This window comes from Vibrio sp. Vb0349, from assembly GCF_033338975.1.
Window position 1 is genome coordinate 1 of sequence record NZ_JAWOTS010000039.1, and the last position, 20,308, is coordinate 20,308.

A 20,308-nucleotide genomic window follows, 5' to 3' on the forward strand; every position below is an offset into this window, starting at 1 on the left:
GTCTACGTTTCGCGATCCGTGAAGGTGGCCGTACAGTAGGTGCTGGTGTTGTTGCTAAGATCTTCGACTAATTCATAGCGAATTAGCGATGCTTTCGGAAAATCTTGAATTAGATTTGACGAACCAGTAGCAAAAAGGGCATCATTTGATGCCCTTTTTCTGCACTCAACATTATTTTTGCTGTTTTCTTGTTCAGAAGTGGGTTGGGCGCAGAGCAAGATTAAGCAAAGAGGCTTAATCTTAAGAAGAGTACGCTGATTTTTTCAGCGATATGGAGTTTGCCCTGCAACAGCGGGGTTGTTGTCGTCTATATTAAGACTTGTAACAGGTTGGTTTTATGAAAGCAAATAATGCTGAAACTCCTGATAGCTCAAACGCAGCAGATACGTTTAAGTGGGTAGCCGCTTTCGTATTGGCAGCTGCCGCTGTTGTGGGTAATTACCTGTATGGTGAAATGTCTGTAGTGGTTCGTGCTGCAGGCGTTGTTGTTCTTATTGCAGCTGCCTTAGGCGTTGCAGCAACAACGACTAAAGGTAAAGCAGCGATCAGTTTTGCAAAAGAATCTCGTATGGAAGTACGTAAAGTTGTTTGGCCTACTCGCCAAGAAACCATGCAAACAACACTGATCGTTTTAGCTGTAAGTATTGTAATGGCTCTAGTGCTATGGGGTATTGACGGAATTATGGTTCGTCTAGTAGCTCTAGCAACTGGGGTATAGAGGGTTTTTATTCATGAGTGAAGCTCCAAAAAAACGCTGGTATGTGGTTCAAGCCTTCTCTGGATTTGAAGGTCGTGTAGCTCAATCTCTGCGCGAGCATATCAAAATGCACGGCATGGAAGAGCTATTCGGTGAAGTACTGGTTCCTACTGAAGAAGTAGTGGAAATGCGCGCGGGTCAGCGTCGCAAATCTGAGCGTAAGTTCTTCCCAGGTTACGTCCTTGTTCAGATGATTATGAACGATGAATCATGGCACCTAGTACGCAGTGTGCCGCGTGTCATGGGCTTCATTGGTGGTACCTCAGACCGTCCGGCACCTATCACGGATAAAGAGGCTGACGCGATTCTTAATCGTCTTGAGAAAGCGAGTGAAGCGCCTCGTCCGCGTACAATGTACGAAGCGGGTGAAGTGGTACGTGTTAACGAAGGTCCATTTGCTGACTTCAACGGTACGGTTGAAGAAGTGGATTACGAGAAGAGCCGCCTGAAAGTGTCTGTATCGATCTTTGGTCGTGCGACACCAGTTGAGCTTGAATTTGGTCAGGTTGAAAAGCTGGACTAAGACTTTTCGTTAAAGAGTATAAAAAATCACCTTTTTAGGGTTGTATAAGGCGCGGATTATGACTATAATTTCGCGCCTTTTTACTTCAAGTGAAGTAAAAAGTTTCTTACACAAACGGGGAGCTGATCCGCGATTAGCGTTTGTACCCAAACTTAGGAATTATCATGGCTAAGAAAGTTGAAGCTTACATCAAGCTACAAGTTGCTGCTGGTATGGCTAACCCTAGTCCACCAGTAGGTCCTGCACTAGGTCAACACGGTGTGAACATCATGGAATTCTGTAAAGCGTTCAACGCAAAAACAGAATCTATTGAGAAAGGTCTACCAACTCCAGTAGTTATCACAGTATACAGCGACCGTTCTTTCACGTTCGTAACTAAGACTCCACCTGCTGCTGTTCTTCTTAAGAAAGCTGCTGGCGTTAAGTCTGGTTCAGGTCGTCCAAACACTGAAAAAGTTGGTACTGTAACTGACGCTCAAATCCAAGAAATCGCAGAAACTAAAGCTGCTGATATGACTGGTGCTGACATCGAAGCGATGAAGCGTTCTATCGCTGGTACTGCTCGTTCAATGGGCCTAGTGGTAGAGGGTTAATAAGATGGCAAAACTAACTAAGCGCATGCGCGTAATCCGCGAAAAAGTTGACGTAACTAAAGAATACGAAATCAACGAAGCTGTTGCTCTTCTTCAAGAACTAGCGACTGCTAAATTCGTTGAGTCTGTAGACGTTGCTGTTAACCTAGGCATTGATGCTCGTAAATCTGACCAGAACGTACGTGGTGCAACTGTACTACCTCACGGTACTGGCCGCGAAATCCGCGTTGCAGTGTTCACTCAAGGTGCTAACGCTGAAGCAGCTAAAGAAGCTGGCGCAGACATCGTAGGTATGGAAGATCTTGCTGAGCAAGTTAAGAAAGGCGAAATGAACTTTGACGTAGTTGTTGCTTCTCCAGATGCAATGCGCGTTGTAGGTCAACTAGGTACTATCCTAGGTCCTCGCGGTCTTATGCCAAACCCTAAAGTTGGTACTGTAACTCCTAACGTTGCTGAAGCAGTTAAAAACGCTAAAGCTGGTCAGGTTCGTTACCGTAACGACAAAAACGGCATCATCCACACTACTATCGGTAAAGCAAACTTCTCTGCTGAGCAGATCAAAGAGAACCTAGAAGCACTTCTAGTTGCTCTGAAGAAAGCTAAACCATCTTCAGCGAAAGGTACTTTCCTGAAGAAAGTAAGCATCTCTACTACTATGGGTGCTGGTGTTGCTGTTGATCAGGCTAGCCTGAACACTCAAGCATAATTTATTTGCTTAGGCGCAAAATTAGTGTATAATTTTGCGCCTAATATTTGTGGTTGGGGCTGAACTTTGGTTCTTTGAACTGTCTCCTAGTTCGAAATGAATTAAGACCCAGTCTCCGTCCAAGACCGTAGGTGTTTGTGTAAAAGTAAACTTAATTATCCTACGTAGATGGTGCCCGAACTGACAGAAAGCTCTATGTAATATAGTTAACTTTCTTCTGGGGAAGCACCTCAATAGCTCTCACTGTCGTGATGATAGTGAGTGGTGTAACGACAACCAGGAGTAAATCCAAGATGGCTTTAAACCTTCAAGACAAAAAAGCAATTGTTGCTGAAGTCAACGAAGCTGCCAGTGGTGCACTTTCTGCAGTTGTAGCTGATTCTCGTGGCGTTCAAGTTGGCGCGATGACTTCTCTACGTAAACAAGCTCGTGAAGCTGGCGTTTACATGAGAGTTGTTCGTAACACTCTTGCTCGTCGTGCGGTTGAAGGTACTGAGTACGAGTGTCTAACTGACACTTTCACTGGTCCTACTCTAATCGCATTCTCTAATGAGCACCCAGGTGCTGCAGCGCGTCTTTTCAAAGACTTCGCTAAAGAGAACAAAGATTTCGAGATCAAAGCTGCTGCATTTGAAGGCGCTTTAACTGACGCTGAAGTACTAGCAACACTACCAACTTACGACGAAGCAATTGCACGCCTAATGATGTGCATGAAAGAAGCTTCGGCTGGCAAGCTGGCGCGTACTATCGCAGCTATCCGCGATCAAAAACAAGAAGCAGCGGCATAAGCCTTGCTTTTTACTGGTTGCTTAATAAACTTATTGTTGACTTAAAAGAGAATTGTTATGTCTATTACTAACGAGCAAATCCTAGACGCAGTTGCAGAAATGTCTGTAATGCAAGTTGTTGAACTAATCGAAGCAATGGAAGAGAAATTCGGTGTTTCTGCTGCTGCTGCTGTTGTAGCTGGCGGCGCTGCTGCAGGCGAAGCTGCTGCTGAGCAAACTGAATTCGACGTAATCCTAGAAGCTGCTGGCGGTAACAAAGTTGCTGTAATCAAAGCAGTACGTGGCGCAACTGGCCTAGGTCTTAAAGAAGCTAAAGCTCTAGTAGACGGCGCTCCAGCACCTCTTAAAGAAGGCGTTGAGAAAGCAGAAGCTGAAGCTCTTAAAGCTCAGCTAGAAGAAGCTGGTGCAACTGTTGCTGTTAAGTAATTATTGCATAGTTTCTTAGCCTAACGGCTAATTGGCTGGTGGTTTTTTAACCACCGGCCTTTTTGCGCTGTAGGGTATAGGCGAATTTTCCCGCTGTTTAAGCGCCTGATATCCATGCAAAAAACATTTCATTCTTACGAAATGAAATGTCACTACAGTAAACAGCTATATTAGTCACTGTCCCTTACCCCCCTTAAGTAACTAGGAGCGGGCGGACAGTTTGGGTCACTTATCAGCGAGCTGAGGAACCCCATGGTTTACTCTTATACCGAGAAAAAGCGCATCCGTAAGGACTTTGGTACTCGTCCACAAGTTTTGGACATTCCATACCTGCTATCGATCCAGCTCGATTCGTTCGACAAATTTATCGAGCAGGATCCTGAAGGTCAATACGGTCTTGAAGCCGCTTTCCGTTCTGTATTCCCGATTCAGAGCTACAACGGCAATTCTGAGCTGCAATACGTTAGCTACCGTCTTGGTGAGCCAGTTTTTGACGTTAAAGAATGTCAAATCCGCGGTGTAACTTACTCAAAGCCACTACGTGTAAAACTACGCCTAGTTATCTTTGATAAAGACGCGCCAGCAGGTACTGTAAAAGACATTAAAGAACAAGAAGTCTACATGGGTGAAATTCCACTCATGACAGACAATGGTACCTTCGTAATCAACGGTACCGAGAGGGTTATCGTATCCCAGCTGCACCGAAGCCCAGGCGTGTTCTTCGACAGCGATAAGGGTAAGACCCACTCTTCAGGTAAAGTTTTATACAACGCACGTGTTATTCCTTACCGTGGTTCATGGCTTGATTTCGAGTTTGATCCTAAGGATAACTTGTACGTTCGTATCGACCGCCGTCGTAAGCTACCAGCATCGATCATCCTTCGAGCACTAGGTAAGTCGACAGAAGAAATCCTAGATATCTTCTTCGAGAAAGTGAACTTCGAAGTGAAAGACCAAACTCTATTGATGGAGTTGGTTCCGGATCGTCTACGTGGTGAAACTGCGTCATTCGACATCGAAGCAAATGGTAAAGTTTACGTTGAGCAAGGTCGTCGCGTAACAGCTCGTCATATCCGCCAACTAGAAAAAGATGGTGTTGATCACATCGAAGTACCAGTTGAGTACATCGTAGGTAAAGTTGCATCAAAAGATTACATCAATGAAGCAACAGGCGAGATCATTGTTAACGCTAACCAGGAAATCAGCCTGGAAGCACTAGCGAACCTATCTCAGGCTGGCCACAAAGCGCTAGAAGTTCTATTCACGAACGATCTAGACCACGGTCCATTCATGTCAGAAACACTACGTATCGACAGCACGGTTGATCGTATTTCTGCATTGGTAGAAATCTACCGCATGATGCGCCCTGGTGAGCCGCCAACAAAAGAAGCTGCAGAAGCTCTATTCGAAAGCCTATTCTTCTCTGAAGAGCGTTACGATCTATCGACTGTTGGTCGTATGAAGTTCAACAGCTCTATCGGCCGTGAAGATGCTCAAGAGCAAGGCACACTTGATGAAACTGATATCATCGAAGTGATGAAGAAGCTGATCGCGATCCGTAACGGTAAGGGCGAAGTGGACGATATCGACCACCTAGGCAACCGTCGTATCCGTTCTGTAGGCGAAATGGCTGAGAACCAGTTCCGTGTAGGTCTAGTACGTGTTGAGCGTGCAGTTAAAGAGCGTCTAAGCCTAGGCGATCTTGACGCAATCATGCCTCAAGACTTGATCAACGCGAAGCCAATTTCTGCGGCAGTTAAAGAATTCTTTGGCTCTTCACAGCTTTCACAGTTCATGGACCAAAACAACCCGCTATCAGAAGTAACGCACAAGCGTCGTATTTCTGCATTGGGTCCTGGCGGTCTAACTCGTGAACGTGCTGGCTTCGAAGTACGTGACGTACACGTAACTCACTACGGCCGTCTATGTCCTATCGAAACGCCTGAAGGTCCAAACATCGGTCTGATCAACTCTCTATCTGCGTTTGCGCGTTGTAACGAGTACGGTTTCCTAGAGACACCATACCGTCGCGTTGTAGATGGCGTAGTAACAGACGAAGTAGATTACCTATCTGCAATCGAAGAAGGCCAATTCGTTATCGCACAGGCGAACGCTAAGCTAAACGAAGATGGTACTTTTGCAGATGAGCTGATCACAGCTCGTCAGAAAGGTGAATCTGGTCTACACCCTCGTGAGCACGCTCAGTACATGGACGTTGCGACAAACCAGGTTGTATCTATCGCTGCATCGCTTATCCCGTTCCTAGAACACGATGATGCGAACCGTGCATTGATGGGTGCGAACATGCAACGTCAGGCAGTTCCAACACTGAAAGCTGACAAACCGCTTGTTGGTACTGGTATTGAACGTAACGTAGCCGTTGACTCAGGTGTAACTGCAGTTGCTAAACGTGGTGGTGTAATCCAGTCAGTAGATGCTTCTCGTATCGTTGTTAAAGTTAACGAAGAAGAGCTAGTACCAGGTGAAGCTGGTATCGACATCTACAACCTGACTAAATACACACGTTCTAACCAGAACACATGTATTAACCAGCGCCCATGTGTGATGCCAGGTGAGCCTGTATCACGCGGTGACGTTCTTGCTGATGGTCCTTCAACAGACCTTGGTGAACTAGCGCTTGGTCAAAACATGCGTATCGCGTTCATGCCTTGGAACGGTTACAACTTCGAAGACTCGATCTTAGTATCTGAGCGCGTAGTTCAAGAAGACCGTTTCACGACTATCCACATCCAAGAACTGACTTGTGTGGCGCGTGATACTAAGCTTGGTTCTGAAGAGATCACAGCGGATATTCCAAACGTAGGTGAGTCTGCTCTGTCTAAACTAGACGAGTCAGGTATCGTTTACATCGGTGCTGAAGTTAAGGGTGGCGACATCCTAGTTGGTAAAGTTACACCTAAAGGTGAAACTCAGCTAACGCCTGAAGAGAAGCTACTACGTGCAATCTTTGGTGAAAAAGCATCTGACGTTAAAGATACTTCACTACGTGTACCTAACTCTGTATCAGGTACGATCATCGACGTTCAAGTCTTTACTCGCGATGGCGTAGAGAAAGACAAGCGTGCGCTTGAAATCGAACAGATGCAGCTTAAAGAAGCGAAGAAAGACCTAACTGAAGAATTCCAGATTCTTGAGGGCGGCCTTCTAAACCGTGTTAAAGCTGTATTGATTGAAGGCGGTTACTCTGAAGCGAAACTAGACACAACTGATCGTAAGAAGTGGCTAGAACTAACGCTAGAAGATGACGCACTACAAACTCAGCTTGAGCAACTTGCTGAGCAGTGGGATGAGCTAAAAGCCGACTTTGATAAGAAGTTCGAAACTAAGCGTCGTAAGATCACTCAAGGTGATGATTTAGCACCTGGTGTACTGAAGATCGTTAAGGTTTACCTAGCGGTTAAACGTCGCATTCAGCCTGGTGATAAGATGGCGGGTCGTCACGGTAACAAGGGTGTAATCTCTAAGATCAACCCTGTTGAAGACATGCCATACGATGAGAAAGGTCAGCCTGTAGACATCGTACTTAACCCACTGGGTGTACCTTCGCGTATGAACATCGGTCAGATCCTAGAAGTACACTTAGGTCTGGCAGCGAAAGGTATCGGTGACAAGATCAACCAGATGGTTAAAGAGCAGCAAGAACTAGCGAAATTCCGCGAGTTCCTACAAAAAGTTTACGATCTAGGCGACACTCGCCAGAAAGTAGACATTGCTTCTCTATCTGATGATGAAGTACGTACTCTGATCAAGAACTTGCGTGGCGGTCTACCAATCGCGACTCCTGTATTTGATGGCGCTCCAGAAGAGTCAATCAAAGCACTTCTTGAGCTAGCAGATCTACCAACATCAGGTCAGTTAACACTGTTTGATGGTCGCACAGGTGATGCGTTTGAGCGTCCTGTAACTGTTGGTTACATGTACATGCTGAAACTGAACCACCTTGTTGATGACAAGATGCACGCTCGTTCAACTGGTTCGTACAGCCTAGTAACTCAGCAACCACTAGGTGGTAAAGCTCAGTTCGGTGGTCAGCGTTTCGGTGAGATGGAAGTATGGGCACTAGAAGCATACGGTGCTGCTTACACGCTACAAGAAATGCTAACGGTTAAGTCGGATGACGTTAACGGCCGTACTAAGATGTACAAGAACATCGTAGACGGTAACCACAGCATGGAACCTGGCATGCCAGAATCGTTCAACGTACTGTTGAAAGAGATCCGCTCGCTAGGTATCAACATCGAGCTAGAAGACGAAGAGTAATCCTTTTCTCTCTTGATGAAAGTCGAGAGAATCAAAGCGATTATTTGGAAGAAGGTGCTCACTTTAGCGAGTGAGCTCCTTTTAACTCCTTACAGGAGCTGATTGTGAAAGACTTATTAAACTTTCTAAAAGCACAGCATAAGACCGAAGAATTTGATGCAATCAAAATCGGTCTATCTTCACCAGACATGATCCGTTCATGGTCTTTCGGTGAAGTTAAAAAACCTGAAACGATCAACTATCGTACGTTCAAACCTGAACGCGATGGTCTGTTCTGTGCGCGTATCTTTGGTCCAGTTAAAGACTACGAATGTCTTTGTGGTAAGTACAAGCGCCTGAAGCACCGTGGTGTTATCTGTGAGAAGTGTGGTGTAGAAGTTACACAAACTAAAGTTCGTCGTGACCGTATGGGCCACATTGAACTGGCTTCACCAGTAGCTCACATCTGGTTCCTAAAATCGCTACCGTCTCGTATCGGTCTACTAATGGATATCCCTCTACGTGATATCGAACGCGTTCTGTACTTCGAAATGTACGTAGTAACAGAGCCTGGTATGACTGATCTAGAAAAAGGTCAGATGCTTACTGAAGAAGAGTATCTAGATCGTCTAGAAGAGTGGGGCGACGAGTTCACTGCTAAGATGGGTGCGGAAGCTATCAAGGACCTACTAGGTTCTATGGATATGCACGCTGAAGCAGAACAAATGCGTGAAGAGTTAGAGACAACAAACTCTGAAACTAAGCGTAAGAAAGTAACTAAGCGTCTTAAGCTGGTAGAAGCGTTCATCGCATCGGGTAACAACCCTGAGTGGATGATCCTAACTGTACTTCCAGTACTTCCGCCAGATCTACGTCCTCTAGTACCTCTAGATGGCGGCCGCTTTGCGACTTCTGATCTTAACGATCTATACCGTCGTGTGATCAACCGTAACAACCGTTTGAAGCGTCTTCTAGAGCTAGCGGCTCCGGACATCATCGTACGTAACGAAAAACGTATGCTGCAAGAGTCTGTTGATGCGCTACTAGATAACGGTCGTCGTGGTCGTGCGATCACAGGTTCTAACAAGCGTCCTCTGAAATCTCTTGCTGATATGATCAAGGGTAAACAAGGTCGTTTCCGTCAGAACCTTCTAGGTAAACGTGTAGACTACTCTGGCCGTTCTGTAATCACAGTAGGTCCATACCTGCGTCTACACCAGTGTGGTCTTCCTAAGAAGATGGCACTTGAGCTATTCAAACCATTCATCTACAGCAAGCTAGAGACTCGTGGTCTTGCGACTACAATCAAAGCTGCTAAGAAAATGGTAGAGCGTGAAGAAGCGGTCGTTTGGGATATCCTAGACGAAGTAATCCGTGAACACCCAGTACTATTGAACCGTGCTCCGACACTTCACCGTCTAGGTATCCAGGCGTTCGAACCAGTACTGATCGAAGGTAAAGCGATTCAGCTACACCCACTTGTTTGTGCGGCGTACAACGCGGACTTCGATGGTGACCAAATGGCGGTTCACGTACCTCTAACTCTAGAGGCACAACTTGAAGCTCGTACTCTGATGATGTCGACAAACAACATTCTGTCGCCAGCGTCAGGTGATCCGATCATCGTACCTTCTCAGGACGTTGTATTGGGTCTGTACTACATGACTCGTGAAAAGATCAACGTGAAAGGTGAAGGCATGTACCTTTCTGGCCCAGAAGAGGCTGAGAAAGCATACCGCACTAAACAAGCTGAGCTTCACGCACGCGTTAAAGTACGTATTACAGAAACTGTTGTAGACGAAGACGGCAACAGCACTACAGAAACCAAGATGGTAGACACCACTGTTGGTCGTGCAATGCTATGGCAAATCGTGCCAGCTGGTCTACCGTACAGCATCGTTAACCAAAAGCTAGGTAAGAAGCAAATCTCTAACCTACTTAACGAGGCGTACCGTAAACTAGGTCTGAAAGACACAGTAATCTTCGCTGACCAAATCATGTACACAGGTTTCGCATACGCGGCACTTTCTGGTGTATCTGTTGGTATCGACGATATGGTTGTACCAGCAGCTAAGTACACTGAAATCGCAGAAGCGGAAGAAGAAGTACGTGAAATCCAGGAACAGTACCAATCAGGTCTTGTTACTGCGGGCGAACGCTACAACAAAGTTATCGATATCTGGGCATCGACCAACGACCGTGTTGCGAAAGCAATGATGGAAAACCTTTCTTCTGAAACGGTAGTTAACCGTGACGGTGAAGAGGAACAGCAAGAGTCATTCAACAGCATCTATATGATGGCGGACTCGGGCGCTCGTGGTTCTGCAGCACAGATTCGTCAGCTTGCGGGTATGCGTGGTCTGATGGCGCGTCCAGATGGTTCAATCATCGAAACGCCGATCACAGCGAACTTTAAAGAAGGTCTAAACGTACTTCAGTACTTTATCTCAACGCACGGTGCTCGTAAGGGTCTTGCGGATACGGCACTGAAAACAGCGAACTCGGGTTACCTAACTCGTCGTCTAGTAGACGTTGCTCAAGACGTTGTTGTAACTGAACATGACTGTGGCACTCACGAAGGTGTCGACATGATGCCTCACATCGAGGGTGGTGATGTTAAAGTTGCACTTTCTGAGCTTGCTCTTGGTCGTGTTGTTGCTGAAGACGTACTAAAACCTGGCACTGAAGACGTTCTTATTCCACGTAACACCCTGATCGATGAGAAGTGGTGTCAAATCATGGAAGAGAACTCAGTAGACAGCATGAAAGTGCGCTCTGTAGTAACGTGTGATTCTGACTTCGGTTGTTGTGCACAATGTTACGGTCGTGACCTAGCACGTGGTCACCTAGTGAACCAAGGTGAAGCAGTGGGTGTTATTGCTGCTCAGTCTATCGGTGAGCCAGGTACACAGCTAACGATGCGTACGTTCCACATCGGTGGTGCGGCATCGACAGCAGCGGCAGAGAACAGTGTTCAAGTTAAGAACAACGGTTCTATCAAGCTACACAACGCTAAATCTGTATTGGCTGATGACGGTAAGATCGTTATCACTTCTCGTGCGACAGAGTTAACTATCGTTGATGAGTTTGGTCGTACTAAAGAGAAGCACAAACTGCCTTACGGTACGCTACTAAGCAAAGGCGATGGTGATACAGTTCAAGCTGGCGAAACAGTTGCAAACTGGGAAGCGCACACACTACCTATCATTACTGAGGTAGCAGGTCGCATCCAGTTCGTAGATATGATCGACGGCGTAACAGTATCTCGTCAAACGGATGACTTAACTGGTCTATCTTCAAGCGAAGTAACTGACCCAGCAGCTCGCCCTTCAGCAGGTAAAGATATGCGTCCAGCTATCAAACTTGTTGACGAGCAAGGTAACGATGTAATGATCCCTGGTACTGATATGCCAGCTCACTACTTCCTACCTGGTAAAGCGATTGTGAACATCGAAGATGGCGCAGCAGTAGGTGTTGGTGCAACACTAGCACGTATTCCTCAGAAGTCTGGCGGTAACAAAGATATCACCGGTGGTCTTCCACGAGTTGCTGACCTATTTGAAGCACGTAAGCCGAAAGAGCCTGCAATCCTTGCTGAGCACACAGGTACTGTGAGCTTTGGTAAAGAGACGAAAGGTAAACGTCGCCTAGTGATCACACGTGAAAGCGGTGAAGCTTACGAAGAGATGATTCCTAAGCATCGTCAGTTGAACGTATTCGAAGGTGAAAAAGTTGAACGTGGTGACGTGATCGCAGATGGTCCAGAGTCTCCACATGACATCCTACGTCTACGTGGCGTACACGCGGTAACGCAGTACATTGCTAACGAAGTACAGGAAGTTTACCGTCTACAAGGCGTTAAGATTAACGATAAGCACATTGAAACTATCGTTCGTCAGATGCTACGTAAGTGTACTATTACTCACTCTGGTGACTCTGAGTTCCTACCTGGTGAGCAGATTGAATACTCACAAGTTAAGATTGCTAACCGTAACCTAGAAGCTGAAGGCAAAGAGCCTGCACGTTTCGAACGTGAACTACTAGGTATTACTAAAGCATCTCTAGCGACTGAGTCGTTCATCTCTGCGGCATCGTTCCAGGAGACAACTCGCGTACTAACGGAAGCTGCGGTTTCTGGTAAGCGTGATGACCTACGTGGTCTGAAAGAGAACGTAATTGTTGGTCGTCTGATCCCAGCTGGTACTGGTTTCGCATACCACCAAGAGCGTCAAGCTAAACGTTCTGAAGCGCAAGATGGTCCTTCTGCTGAGCAAGCAACGGATAACCTAGCGGCACTTCTAAACGCTGGTTTCTCTTCTGAAGAGTAAGTCATATAACGAGTAATCGTTAAAAGCTTAAGAAAAAGGCACCTTCGGGTGCCTTTTTAGTTTTTATACTACTTTGTTCTTCCGGTGGGATTTTCGATAAAGCTAGAAACAAAAAAGACCGACGATGATCGTCAGTCTTTTCTCTCACTCTATTTCTGAATGTTTGCAAATACTAAGCTCCAGGTGGCATAGACAGGCTTTCTGCGATTTGCTGTATCAGATAGTCCTCGACTTCAAAGCGAGTCTCAAGAATTTCCCCAATGAGACACATATCAGAATCGAAATCATTTAATTCATCATCTTCAGTCACTTCTGAGTACTTATCGTTAAAGTTCAATAATGGTTCAGTCGTTAGAACAATTTGACCATAGGTTTGATTGATCTCATTAGTCACGACAAAGCCGGTTGCTTTCCAACGGTCCATAACCATGTCATAAATTTTAAAGTGGCCTTCGGAGATGTAATCAACGAGGTGCTGACAGAAATCCTGCAGTTCGGAAGGAGATGGGAGTTCAATAACATTGGTTTTCGAACAAGGTTGCAGCGCTGCAAGCTTACAATATTCAACAATCAGGGATTGTCGTGTCTCTAACCAGTGATCAATGACATCACTTGAGCCACCCCACTGGTCTTGTGTTTGTTTGAATTTTCTTAGCATGACCATGCCCTCATGATCTGATCGCCCATCGGCGAACGTATCCTTTGCAAAGCAAAGTTAGTAAAGTTATTACAAACTCTTGTCCTTACTAGAATTTAGAGTGCACATTTACTTAACGATAAACTCTAGTATGAAATTAGATTGCCAGTAAAATGAACGAACTTCAAGCAAAGGGATGGTGTAATGTTAAGAAAAGGTGATGTTAACCGCGCGATAAATGCATACTGGTGTGTTGTTGCAGGAAGTGAAATTTGGCTGGTGGATGGTGCTGTGCCCTTCGGATCTGCAGAGCAGTTATCACTGCCAGTAACGAGTGCAAGACCCATTGGTGAGTATTCTGGTTCGCCCGTCATGTGGCTTAACTTGGCCGATTTAGAGCATGATCTACCTTTAGTATCCCTGCGTGACTGCCTGCATTTTCCTGAGCCATTATTTATGTTGTTAAGTAAAGCTGTGCAATATGGGCACATGACGCAAAGTTTGCGCTTTTGCCCACAGTGTGGAGGAAGAAACTTTCTTAATAATAACCAGTTAGCCATGCAGTGTGGTGAATGTCGCACCCTTCATTATCCTAGAATATTTCCGTGTATTATCGTTGCTGTACGTAAAGAAAATCAGATTTTATTAGCCCAACATCCAAGGCATCGAAATGGTATGTATACGGTTATTGCTGGCTTCTTAGAAGTCGGTGAGACATTAGAAGAGTGTGTGGCTCGAGAAATTCATGAAGAAACGGGAATTCTCGTTAAAAATATTCGTTACTTTGGCAGCCAGCCTTGGGCTTTCCCATCCAGTATGATGATGGGGTTTTTAGCTGACTATGAATCGGGAGAGTTAAGTCCAGACTACACTGAGCTGTCTGATGCACAATGGTTTGGTATCGACGAGATGCCGCCTGTTGCGCCTAAAGGAACGATTGCAAGAGCACTTATCGAGCAGACGCTGAAAGATATAGACACTAATTATCTGATAAATAGATAAAAAAAACCCTCCGAGAGGGAGGGGGTAAGTAAGATGTCGTTATGAGATGCTGAGTACTAAGTACTCAGTTTATAATTGTAGTTTTCGCTAGCGAACAAATTTTTAACACTGATACCGATTGGGTGCAAATTAAGCATTGATTTAAAAGTTAATAACTTGATCCAGGTTGCAAAGCACACAGCTATTGGACTTAAATCAGTGATAGAATACCCCCTTTCACAGAAAGCCTAACAGTTGGAATTACGGAATGACTGAATTAAAAAATGATCGTTATCTGCGTGCGCTTTTAAAAGAGCCGGTAGATTACACGCCAGTATGGATGATGCGCCAGGCAGGTCGTTACCTACCAGAATACAAAGCGACTCGTGCAGAAGCGGGTGATTTCATGTCTTTGTGTCGAAATGCAGAATTAGCATCAGAAGTGACACTTCAACCATTACGCCGTTTTCCTCTTGATGCCGCGATCTTATTCTCGGACATCTTAACGATTCCAGATGCAATGGGGCTTGGTTTACGTTTTGCTGCGGGTGAAGGACCTGTTTTTGATAACCCAATTACATGCAAAGCCGACGTGGAAAAAATTGGTTTGCCAGATCCTGAAGGTGAACTGCAATACGTAATGAACGCAGTACGCCAGATCCGTAAAGACCTGAAGGGTGAAGTGCCGCTGATTGGTTTTTCTGGTAGTCCTTGGACTCTTGCGACGTATATGATCGAAGGTGGTAGCTCTAAAGCGTTTACCAAGATCAAGAAGATGATGTACGCGGAACCACAAACTCTGCACCTACTTCTAGATAAGCTGGCAGACAGCGTTATCGAGTACTTAAACGCGCAAATTAAAGCGGGTGCGCAATCGGTAATGGTATTTGACACATGGGGTGGCGTACTAACGCCTCGTGATTACAATCTGTTCTCACTGCAATACATGCACAAGATTGTAGATGGTCTGATTCGTGAAAACGACGGTCGTCGCGTGCCAGTCACACTGTTTACTAAGAATGGCGGCATGTGGCTTGAGCAAATCGCAGCAACGGGCTGTGATGCGGTTGGTCTAGACTGGACAATCAACATTGCAGACGCGAAAGCACGTATCGGTGATAAAGTGGCGCTGCAAGGTAACATGGACCCATCAATGCTTTACGCTTCACCAGAGCGTATCCGTGAAGAAGTCGCGGGTATTCTAGAAGGTTTTGGTGATGCAGGTACTGGTCATGTGTTCAACCTAGGTCACGGTATCCATTTGGATGTGCCGCCAGAAAACGCGGGCGTATTTGTGGAAGCGGTACACGAGTTATCTAAGCCATACCACAAGTAAGTTCGATCTTTTGAAATCAAATGCCGGCATTCAGTGCCGGTATTTTTTTGCCTAAAATTCATTTTTTCTATCTGAGACTCAAGGCTGTACAGCTCTAGTAGTATTTGGCCTACTATGATCTAATTACTACTCTAGCTGTACATTAGACATTAAAATTTAATATAAACAAATACTTATAATTTCTGGTTTTATGTTCTAATTTTCTTGTACAGATAAACAAGCAATTAGATCATGGGTAACCTAAAGCATCGAGTGAACGCGTTTTTTAAGGTATGGTACGACGTCAGATTCAAACCAAGGATTCTTCTTTAACCACAATGTATTGCGTGGAGATGGGTGAGGGAGCGGGATAAAGTCCGGTTCCCAATCTTGCCATTGCTGAACGGTTTGCGTGAGCGTCTTTGGTTTGTTGGTGAGATAGTACTGCTGCGAGTACTGACCAATTAGTAGAGTGAGCTCTATATTGGGCAGCTGCTCAAGAATCTTTTTATGCCAAGTGGGCGCACATTCTTTACGAGGCGGTAAATCACCAGAGTTCCCTTTGCCTGGATAACAGAATCCCATTGGGACAATGGCAATTTTATTTGGGTCGTAGAAAACGTCTTTGTCGATATCGAGCCATTGGCGTAATCGATCACCACTTGGGTCATTCCAAGGTATCGAGGTTTTGTGTACACGTGTGCCAGGGGCCTGACCGATGATTAGGATGCGTGCCCCTTTTGCTGCTTGCACGACAGGGTTTGCACCCAAAGGTAAGTTATCCGCGCAGATCTGGCAGGCCCTCACTTGCTGCAATAGCTCGTCTAACGACATTCTTAGTAACCCTTTTCGAAATCCACTTGATAATTTAATGAAAACCCATCGCGCCAGCGTAGATAGTTGTCAGCAAAAATCTCGATGACTTGCTCGGGAAAACTCAGCGCAGCAATGTGTGGAGTGATGGTGACTTGCGGTAGTTTCCAAAATGGATGCTCTACCGACAACGGTTCTTGATCAAACACATCTAAGAAGGCGTGTTCTACCCAACGGTTTTTCAGAGCGAAGAGCAACCCTGCCTCATCCAGTACGTCGCCACGACCTACGTTAAACAATAACGCCTGATTTAGTTGGCTGAGCGTTTGACGATTAAGTAACTGTCGCGTCTCAGGTGTACTTGGTAGAGTATTCACAACGATGTCGGCTTGCTCAAATGCCTTACTTAGTTCATTGATATGAAAGGTCTGATGAAACTCGCCGCCTGGAGTAGGGATACCTGTGCGGTTAATACCGATAGTTTTTATCCCCATTGCTTTAGCGGCGTTGCCCAGATAGCCCCCAATGCTACCGGTACCAAGAATTACCATGGTTTTACTTTTTAATGACGTGTACAGGTGAGGCTGCCATTGTTTGTTTTGTTGCTGCTGGTGGTATCGGGCAAAGTGGCGGTAATGGGCAATACTGTAACCCAAAACATATTCAGCAATCAGTGGACCAAAGATGCCTCGAACGTTAGTTAAAGTATAGTCCTGACGAAGGCTAGGGGATGTTAAGGCGTTGACACCAGCAAACGTGGATTGTACCCATTCAAGCTGTGAAAACTCGTCTAAGCTTTGTGATAGTAAGGGTGGATCCGCTAGTACGATCTGAGCGGCTTCTGGTTGGTCGGTGAGGCAAAGATCGGGCAGATTTTTCTCTGCCAGTAACGTTTTGTAGGTGTCGCGATGCTCTGAGAGCAGGAAAATCTGATTTGAATGCGGCATTAACTTTTTTCCCTGTGATGAATCAAGTACACTTTCGCTGTTTTTTTCTTCAATGATTGAGTGACTATGCTTAAGAATCCTCTTCAGGTTCGTTTAGAAAAACTAGAACCTTGGCAACAAATTACCTTTATGGCGTGTCTGTGTGAACGCATGTATCCAAACTATGCGATGTTTTGTGAGAATACAGAATTTGCTGACCCGCGTGCTTACCGAGCGATTCTTGATAGTGTATGGGAAATTTTGACAGTTAAGAACGCGAAAATTAACTTCGAACGCCAATTAGAGAAGTTAGAAGAATTGTTCCCAAGTGCGGATGAGTTCGATTTTTACGGCGTTTACCCAGCGATGGACGCGTGTCAGGGTTTGTCTACGTTACTGCATGGTCTATTGGATCGCGACTACCTTTTCGATTCAATGCTTAAAGTGAGCCAACAGTCGGTACAAACCGTTGCTGACCTAGAGCAAGCGCAAGGTGCAGAGCCAATCACCAACGACAACCAGAAAGAAAACGAAGCCGTATGTGAAGAGTGGGACGTCCAGTGGGCTATCTTCCGTCCGCTGCGTGAAGCGGTAGAACGTGACATCAGCTTGATTAAAGATTTGCGTGAAGAGCTACGTGAAGAAGGTGTGAGCAACATCGGTATTGCACTTTAATCGTTGAATAAATAGAAAAAGGCATCCTAACTGGATGCCTTTTTTGTTTGTGCGTTTAAGCTGTTATACCTAATGCTGATTACGATTCTTTCGAGTCGGATTTCGGTGGCTCTTGAGCTTCTGGCTCTTTATCCTGCTTCTCCGGCTCATTATCTTCTTCATCGTCATCGCGGCTTTCGATTACGCCGTGCATTTCTTTCCAGCTTTCCCAGCGTTGGTAAGCCAGCTCCTGCATGTCAGTGCTTTTATCTGCTTCGTCGATGATCTCCTCGCCTACGAGGTGTTCAAAAATATCTTCCAACGTTACCAAACCTAGCACGGTACCGTATTCATCAACAACAAGTGCCAGCTGTAAGCGATGAGTCATCATCTGGTCGAATACTTTAGGTAAAGTGGTATTGTTTAGCACCACTTGAATTGGGCGCATGATTGCTCCCAACTGTTTCTGTCCACAACCTGATTGTTGTAGTTTGAACAACTCAAGGCGATGCACAAAACCAATGATGTTATCTTTCTGCTCGCTGTAAACCAATGGGCGTGAGAAAGGCGTATCTTTGTGTTTTTCTAGGAACTCATTGATGGTCATTGTGGCATCGACACGGAATACTACTGGTCGTGGCGTCATAACCTGCGTTACGGGTACATCTTGGATGCCAAGCAAGTTGCTTAAGATTTTTGATTCACCCTCGGCAAACTCACCGCTTTCACGTGCCAGAATCGCCATTGCAGACAGCTCATCACGCATCTTTGGAGCTTCGTGGTTACGAGCAAGACGCTTGGTGATTTGCTCTGAGAACCAAACAAAGGGTGTAAGCGCCCATACCATCCAACGCAATGCGACCGCGGCAGTGGGTGCCAACTGACGCCAGTAGGTCGCGCCAATCGTCTTCGGTACGATTTCTGAAAGCACTAAGATCGCCAATGTCAGCACTGCCGAAAAGATACCTAATGCTTCGCTACCAAATACAACTGCAGCTTGTGCACCAGCAGTGGCCGCGCCGATCGTGTGAGCGATGGTGTTTAAAGTCAGAATAGATGCCAGTGGTCGGTCGATATCTGATTTCAGCTTAGCCAATTGCCCAGCTGCGGGATGCCCCTGTTGATTGAGCTGCGCAATGTAGCTCGGACTGATACTCAGCAGTACCGCCTCCAGCACCGAACAGATAAACGAAATGCCGATTGCAATAGAGATATAAATGGATAACAGCAGCATAGTTGCCCTTGAATGTAGTTTGATAGTGGTTATTTGCAGCTATTATAACCGCAAAAGTGACTTATAAATTGGTCCAAATACCTTGGAAAGCAAGGGTTTTCAGGGGGTATGTGGTAACAAATTGTGAGTTATTACTCATATTATGGCTAAAAGTACGTCAGAAAATCGAAAGATCGCTTACAAACCTTTGCCAGATGGGGCATTTATGTTTTAGAGTGAGACGAATTCGATAACCTATGAGAAGGGAAACCTAATGAACAAGACCCAATTAATCGACTTTATCGCAGAGAAAGCAGACCTATCAAAAGCACAAGCAAAAGCTGCTCTTGAAGCGACTCTTGATGGTGTAACTGGCGCACTTAAAGAGGGTGACCAAGTTCAACTAATTGGTTTTGGTACATTCAAAGTAAACCACCGCGCTGCACGTACTGGTCGTAACCCTAAGACTGGTGACGAGATTCAAATCGCAGCAGCTAACGTACCAGCATTCGTAGCAGGTAAAGCGCTGAAAGAATCAGTAAACTAAGTTAGAATGCACCGAGGTATCCTGCCTCGGTGCAATTTCATGAAAAAACATCTACTCACTTCACTTCTCCTATCTAGCCTTACCCTTTTTGGCTGTTCGTCGGTTGAAACTCCTAATTTAGAACAATTCACGCATTTTTCTGGTGGTAAAGTTGCGGGAGATGCTAGCAGCTTGTACTGGATGACAGAGAAACTCACTCGTGTGAGTACGGCGGCTGATTATGTGACTATGGGGGACAATGGTTGGTTCCAGAGTGATTATCGCTGGGATGAAGGTGAGTTGCGAGAGTTGATTCGAAAAGGCGAGCAAGTTGATACCAAACAAGAGTTGGTGCCTTTTCAAATCCACATCCGTTTCAATAAAGATGGCGAAGCGGTTTACCAACAATATCGTGTTAACCGTAAAGTCTTACCACTTCAGCATGACCAATTAGAGCGCTACAAAGCAGAAGCAAATGACGTAGTGGCATCGGTTAAGGCGCAGTCTCGTAACAATCAGAGCCTTATTCAAGGTTATTGGAATGGTCAATCGTTTGAAACCTGCAAAGGTAAGGTGTTCTCGACACTCGAGTTTAATCAGACGCTGCCAAAATTTATTATCGAGCGTCTCTCATCGGTAGACAGTTATGTGGCTTTTGTCGGCAAGCAGTCACGAAACAAAGCAATGGTCGATGAACTGTTGATGCTCAATGACGATGACTTTGATTGTGTTTCTCGGCCAAAGTTGATCTCTGAATAAACATTGCTTCGAATTCTGTCGAACAAGAATGACCCGTCCTGATATGGGTTGACACTTTTTAACTAAAACGCTCGATGTACTTCATCGGGCGTTTTGTATTTTA

Annotated in this window: 17 protein-coding genes and 1 pseudogene; 14 read left to right on the forward strand and 4 right to left on the reverse strand. The window is 45.5% G+C overall.

Annotation, left to right across the window (positions count from 1 at the left end):
* The 9 genes and pseudogenes from R7Q47_RS21615 to rpoC form a co-directional block, all read left to right on the forward strand.
* A pseudogene (locus R7Q47_RS21615) lies at window positions 1-71 on the forward strand (elongation factor Tu); the annotation flags it as partial.
* A gap of 266 nt (window positions 72-337) precedes the next feature.
* Window positions 338-718, forward strand: coding sequence for a preprotein translocase subunit SecE (gene secE / locus R7Q47_RS21620; RefSeq protein WP_005384680.1), 381 nt, complete (start codon window positions 338-340; stop codon window positions 716-718).
* Between the two features lie 13 nt (window positions 719-731).
* A complete protein-coding gene (nusG, locus tag R7Q47_RS21625; RefSeq protein WP_005384681.1) occupies window positions 732-1,280 on the forward strand; it encodes a transcription termination/antitermination protein NusG in 549 nt (182 codons plus the stop codon).
* Between the two features lie 164 nt (window positions 1,281-1,444).
* On the forward strand, window positions 1,445-1,873 hold the full coding sequence (gene rplK, locus R7Q47_RS21630) for a 50S ribosomal protein L11 (RefSeq protein ID WP_005384682.1): 429 nt from the start codon (window positions 1,445-1,447) through the stop codon (window positions 1,871-1,873).
* Between the two features lie 4 nt (window positions 1,874-1,877).
* On the forward strand, window positions 1,878-2,579 hold the full coding sequence (gene rplA / locus R7Q47_RS21635; RefSeq protein ID WP_005384683.1) for a 50S ribosomal protein L1: 702 nt from the start codon (window positions 1,878-1,880) through the stop codon (window positions 2,577-2,579).
* A 293-nt stretch (window positions 2,580-2,872) separates the two neighbouring features.
* A complete protein-coding gene (rplJ, locus tag R7Q47_RS21640) occupies window positions 2,873-3,367 on the forward strand; it encodes a 50S ribosomal protein L10 (protein ID WP_005382538.1) in 495 nt (164 codons plus the stop codon).
* Between the two features lie 57 nt (window positions 3,368-3,424).
* Window positions 3,425-3,793: a 50S ribosomal protein L7/L12 gene (rplL, locus tag R7Q47_RS21645; protein ID WP_005382540.1), complete on the forward strand. Its 369-nt coding sequence runs from the start codon at window positions 3,425-3,427 to the stop codon at window positions 3,791-3,793.
* Window positions 3,794-4,045: 252 nt separating this feature from the next.
* Complete coding sequence (gene rpoB / locus R7Q47_RS21650; protein ID WP_005384685.1) at window positions 4,046-8,074, forward strand: DNA-directed RNA polymerase subunit beta; 4,029 nt, start codon at window positions 4,046-4,048, stop codon at window positions 8,072-8,074.
* A 104-nt stretch (window positions 8,075-8,178) separates the two neighbouring features.
* Window positions 8,179-12,381, forward strand: coding sequence for a DNA-directed RNA polymerase subunit beta' (rpoC, locus tag R7Q47_RS21655; protein WP_005382514.1), 4,203 nt, complete (start codon window positions 8,179-8,181; stop codon window positions 12,379-12,381).
* 172 nt (window positions 12,382-12,553) lie between these two features.
* Here rpoC and R7Q47_RS21660 read toward each other — a convergent pair whose 3' ends face one another.
* On the reverse strand, window positions 12,554-13,045 hold the full coding sequence (locus R7Q47_RS21660) for an Rsd/AlgQ family anti-sigma factor (RefSeq protein WP_005382515.1): 492 nt from the start codon (window positions 13,043-13,045) through the stop codon (window positions 12,554-12,556).
* A gap of 177 nt (window positions 13,046-13,222) precedes the next feature.
* Between R7Q47_RS21660 and nudC the strand changes: the two genes are divergently transcribed.
* The gene (gene nudC, locus R7Q47_RS21665; RefSeq protein WP_054575543.1) at window positions 13,223-14,020 is read left to right on the forward strand and encodes an NAD(+) diphosphatase; all 798 of its coding nucleotides are present in this window, start codon (window positions 13,223-13,225) and stop codon (window positions 14,018-14,020) included.
* A 247-nt stretch (window positions 14,021-14,267) separates the two neighbouring features.
* Window positions 14,268-15,335 (forward strand): uroporphyrinogen decarboxylase, encoded by a 1,068-nt coding sequence (hemE, locus tag R7Q47_RS21670; RefSeq protein ID WP_005384692.1) that lies wholly within the window; start codon window positions 14,268-14,270, stop codon window positions 15,333-15,335.
* A gap of 240 nt (window positions 15,336-15,575) precedes the next feature.
* On the opposite strand, the gene R7Q47_RS21675 is transcribed toward hemE, so the two are convergent.
* Both R7Q47_RS21675 and R7Q47_RS21680 read right to left on the reverse strand, forming a co-directional pair.
* Window positions 15,576-16,148: a uracil-DNA glycosylase family protein gene (locus tag R7Q47_RS21675; protein ID WP_005382518.1), complete on the reverse strand. Its 573-nt coding sequence runs from the start codon at window positions 16,146-16,148 to the stop codon at window positions 15,576-15,578.
* A 2-nt stretch (window positions 16,149-16,150) separates the two neighbouring features.
* Entirely contained in the window at window positions 16,151-17,074 is a 924-nt protein-coding gene (locus R7Q47_RS21680) for a D-2-hydroxyacid dehydrogenase (RefSeq protein ID WP_005384694.1), read from the reverse strand.
* Window positions 17,075-17,140: 66 nt separating this feature from the next.
* Between R7Q47_RS21680 and R7Q47_RS21685 the strand changes: the two genes are divergently transcribed.
* Window positions 17,141-17,728: a YjaG family protein gene (locus R7Q47_RS21685; protein WP_005382520.1), complete on the forward strand. Its 588-nt coding sequence runs from the start codon at window positions 17,141-17,143 to the stop codon at window positions 17,726-17,728.
* Between the two features lie 79 nt (window positions 17,729-17,807).
* Here the strand turns inward: R7Q47_RS21685 and R7Q47_RS21690 are convergent, their stop codons facing one another.
* On the reverse strand, window positions 17,808-18,941 hold the full coding sequence (locus R7Q47_RS21690; protein WP_017821795.1) for a hemolysin family protein: 1,134 nt from the start codon (window positions 18,939-18,941) through the stop codon (window positions 17,808-17,810).
* Window positions 18,942-19,194: 253 nt separating this feature from the next.
* On the opposite strand from R7Q47_RS21690, the gene hupA reads away from it, so the two are divergent.
* Together hupA and R7Q47_RS21700 are read left to right on the forward strand one after the other, a co-directional pair.
* A complete protein-coding gene (gene hupA, locus R7Q47_RS21695; protein ID WP_005382524.1) occupies window positions 19,195-19,467 on the forward strand; it encodes a nucleoid-associated protein HU-alpha in 273 nt (90 codons plus the stop codon).
* A 39-nt stretch (window positions 19,468-19,506) separates the two neighbouring features.
* Window positions 19,507-20,205, forward strand: coding sequence for a DUF1481 domain-containing protein (locus tag R7Q47_RS21700; RefSeq protein WP_053303483.1), 699 nt, complete (start codon window positions 19,507-19,509; stop codon window positions 20,203-20,205).
* Window positions 20,206-20,308: the final 103 nt, after the last annotated feature.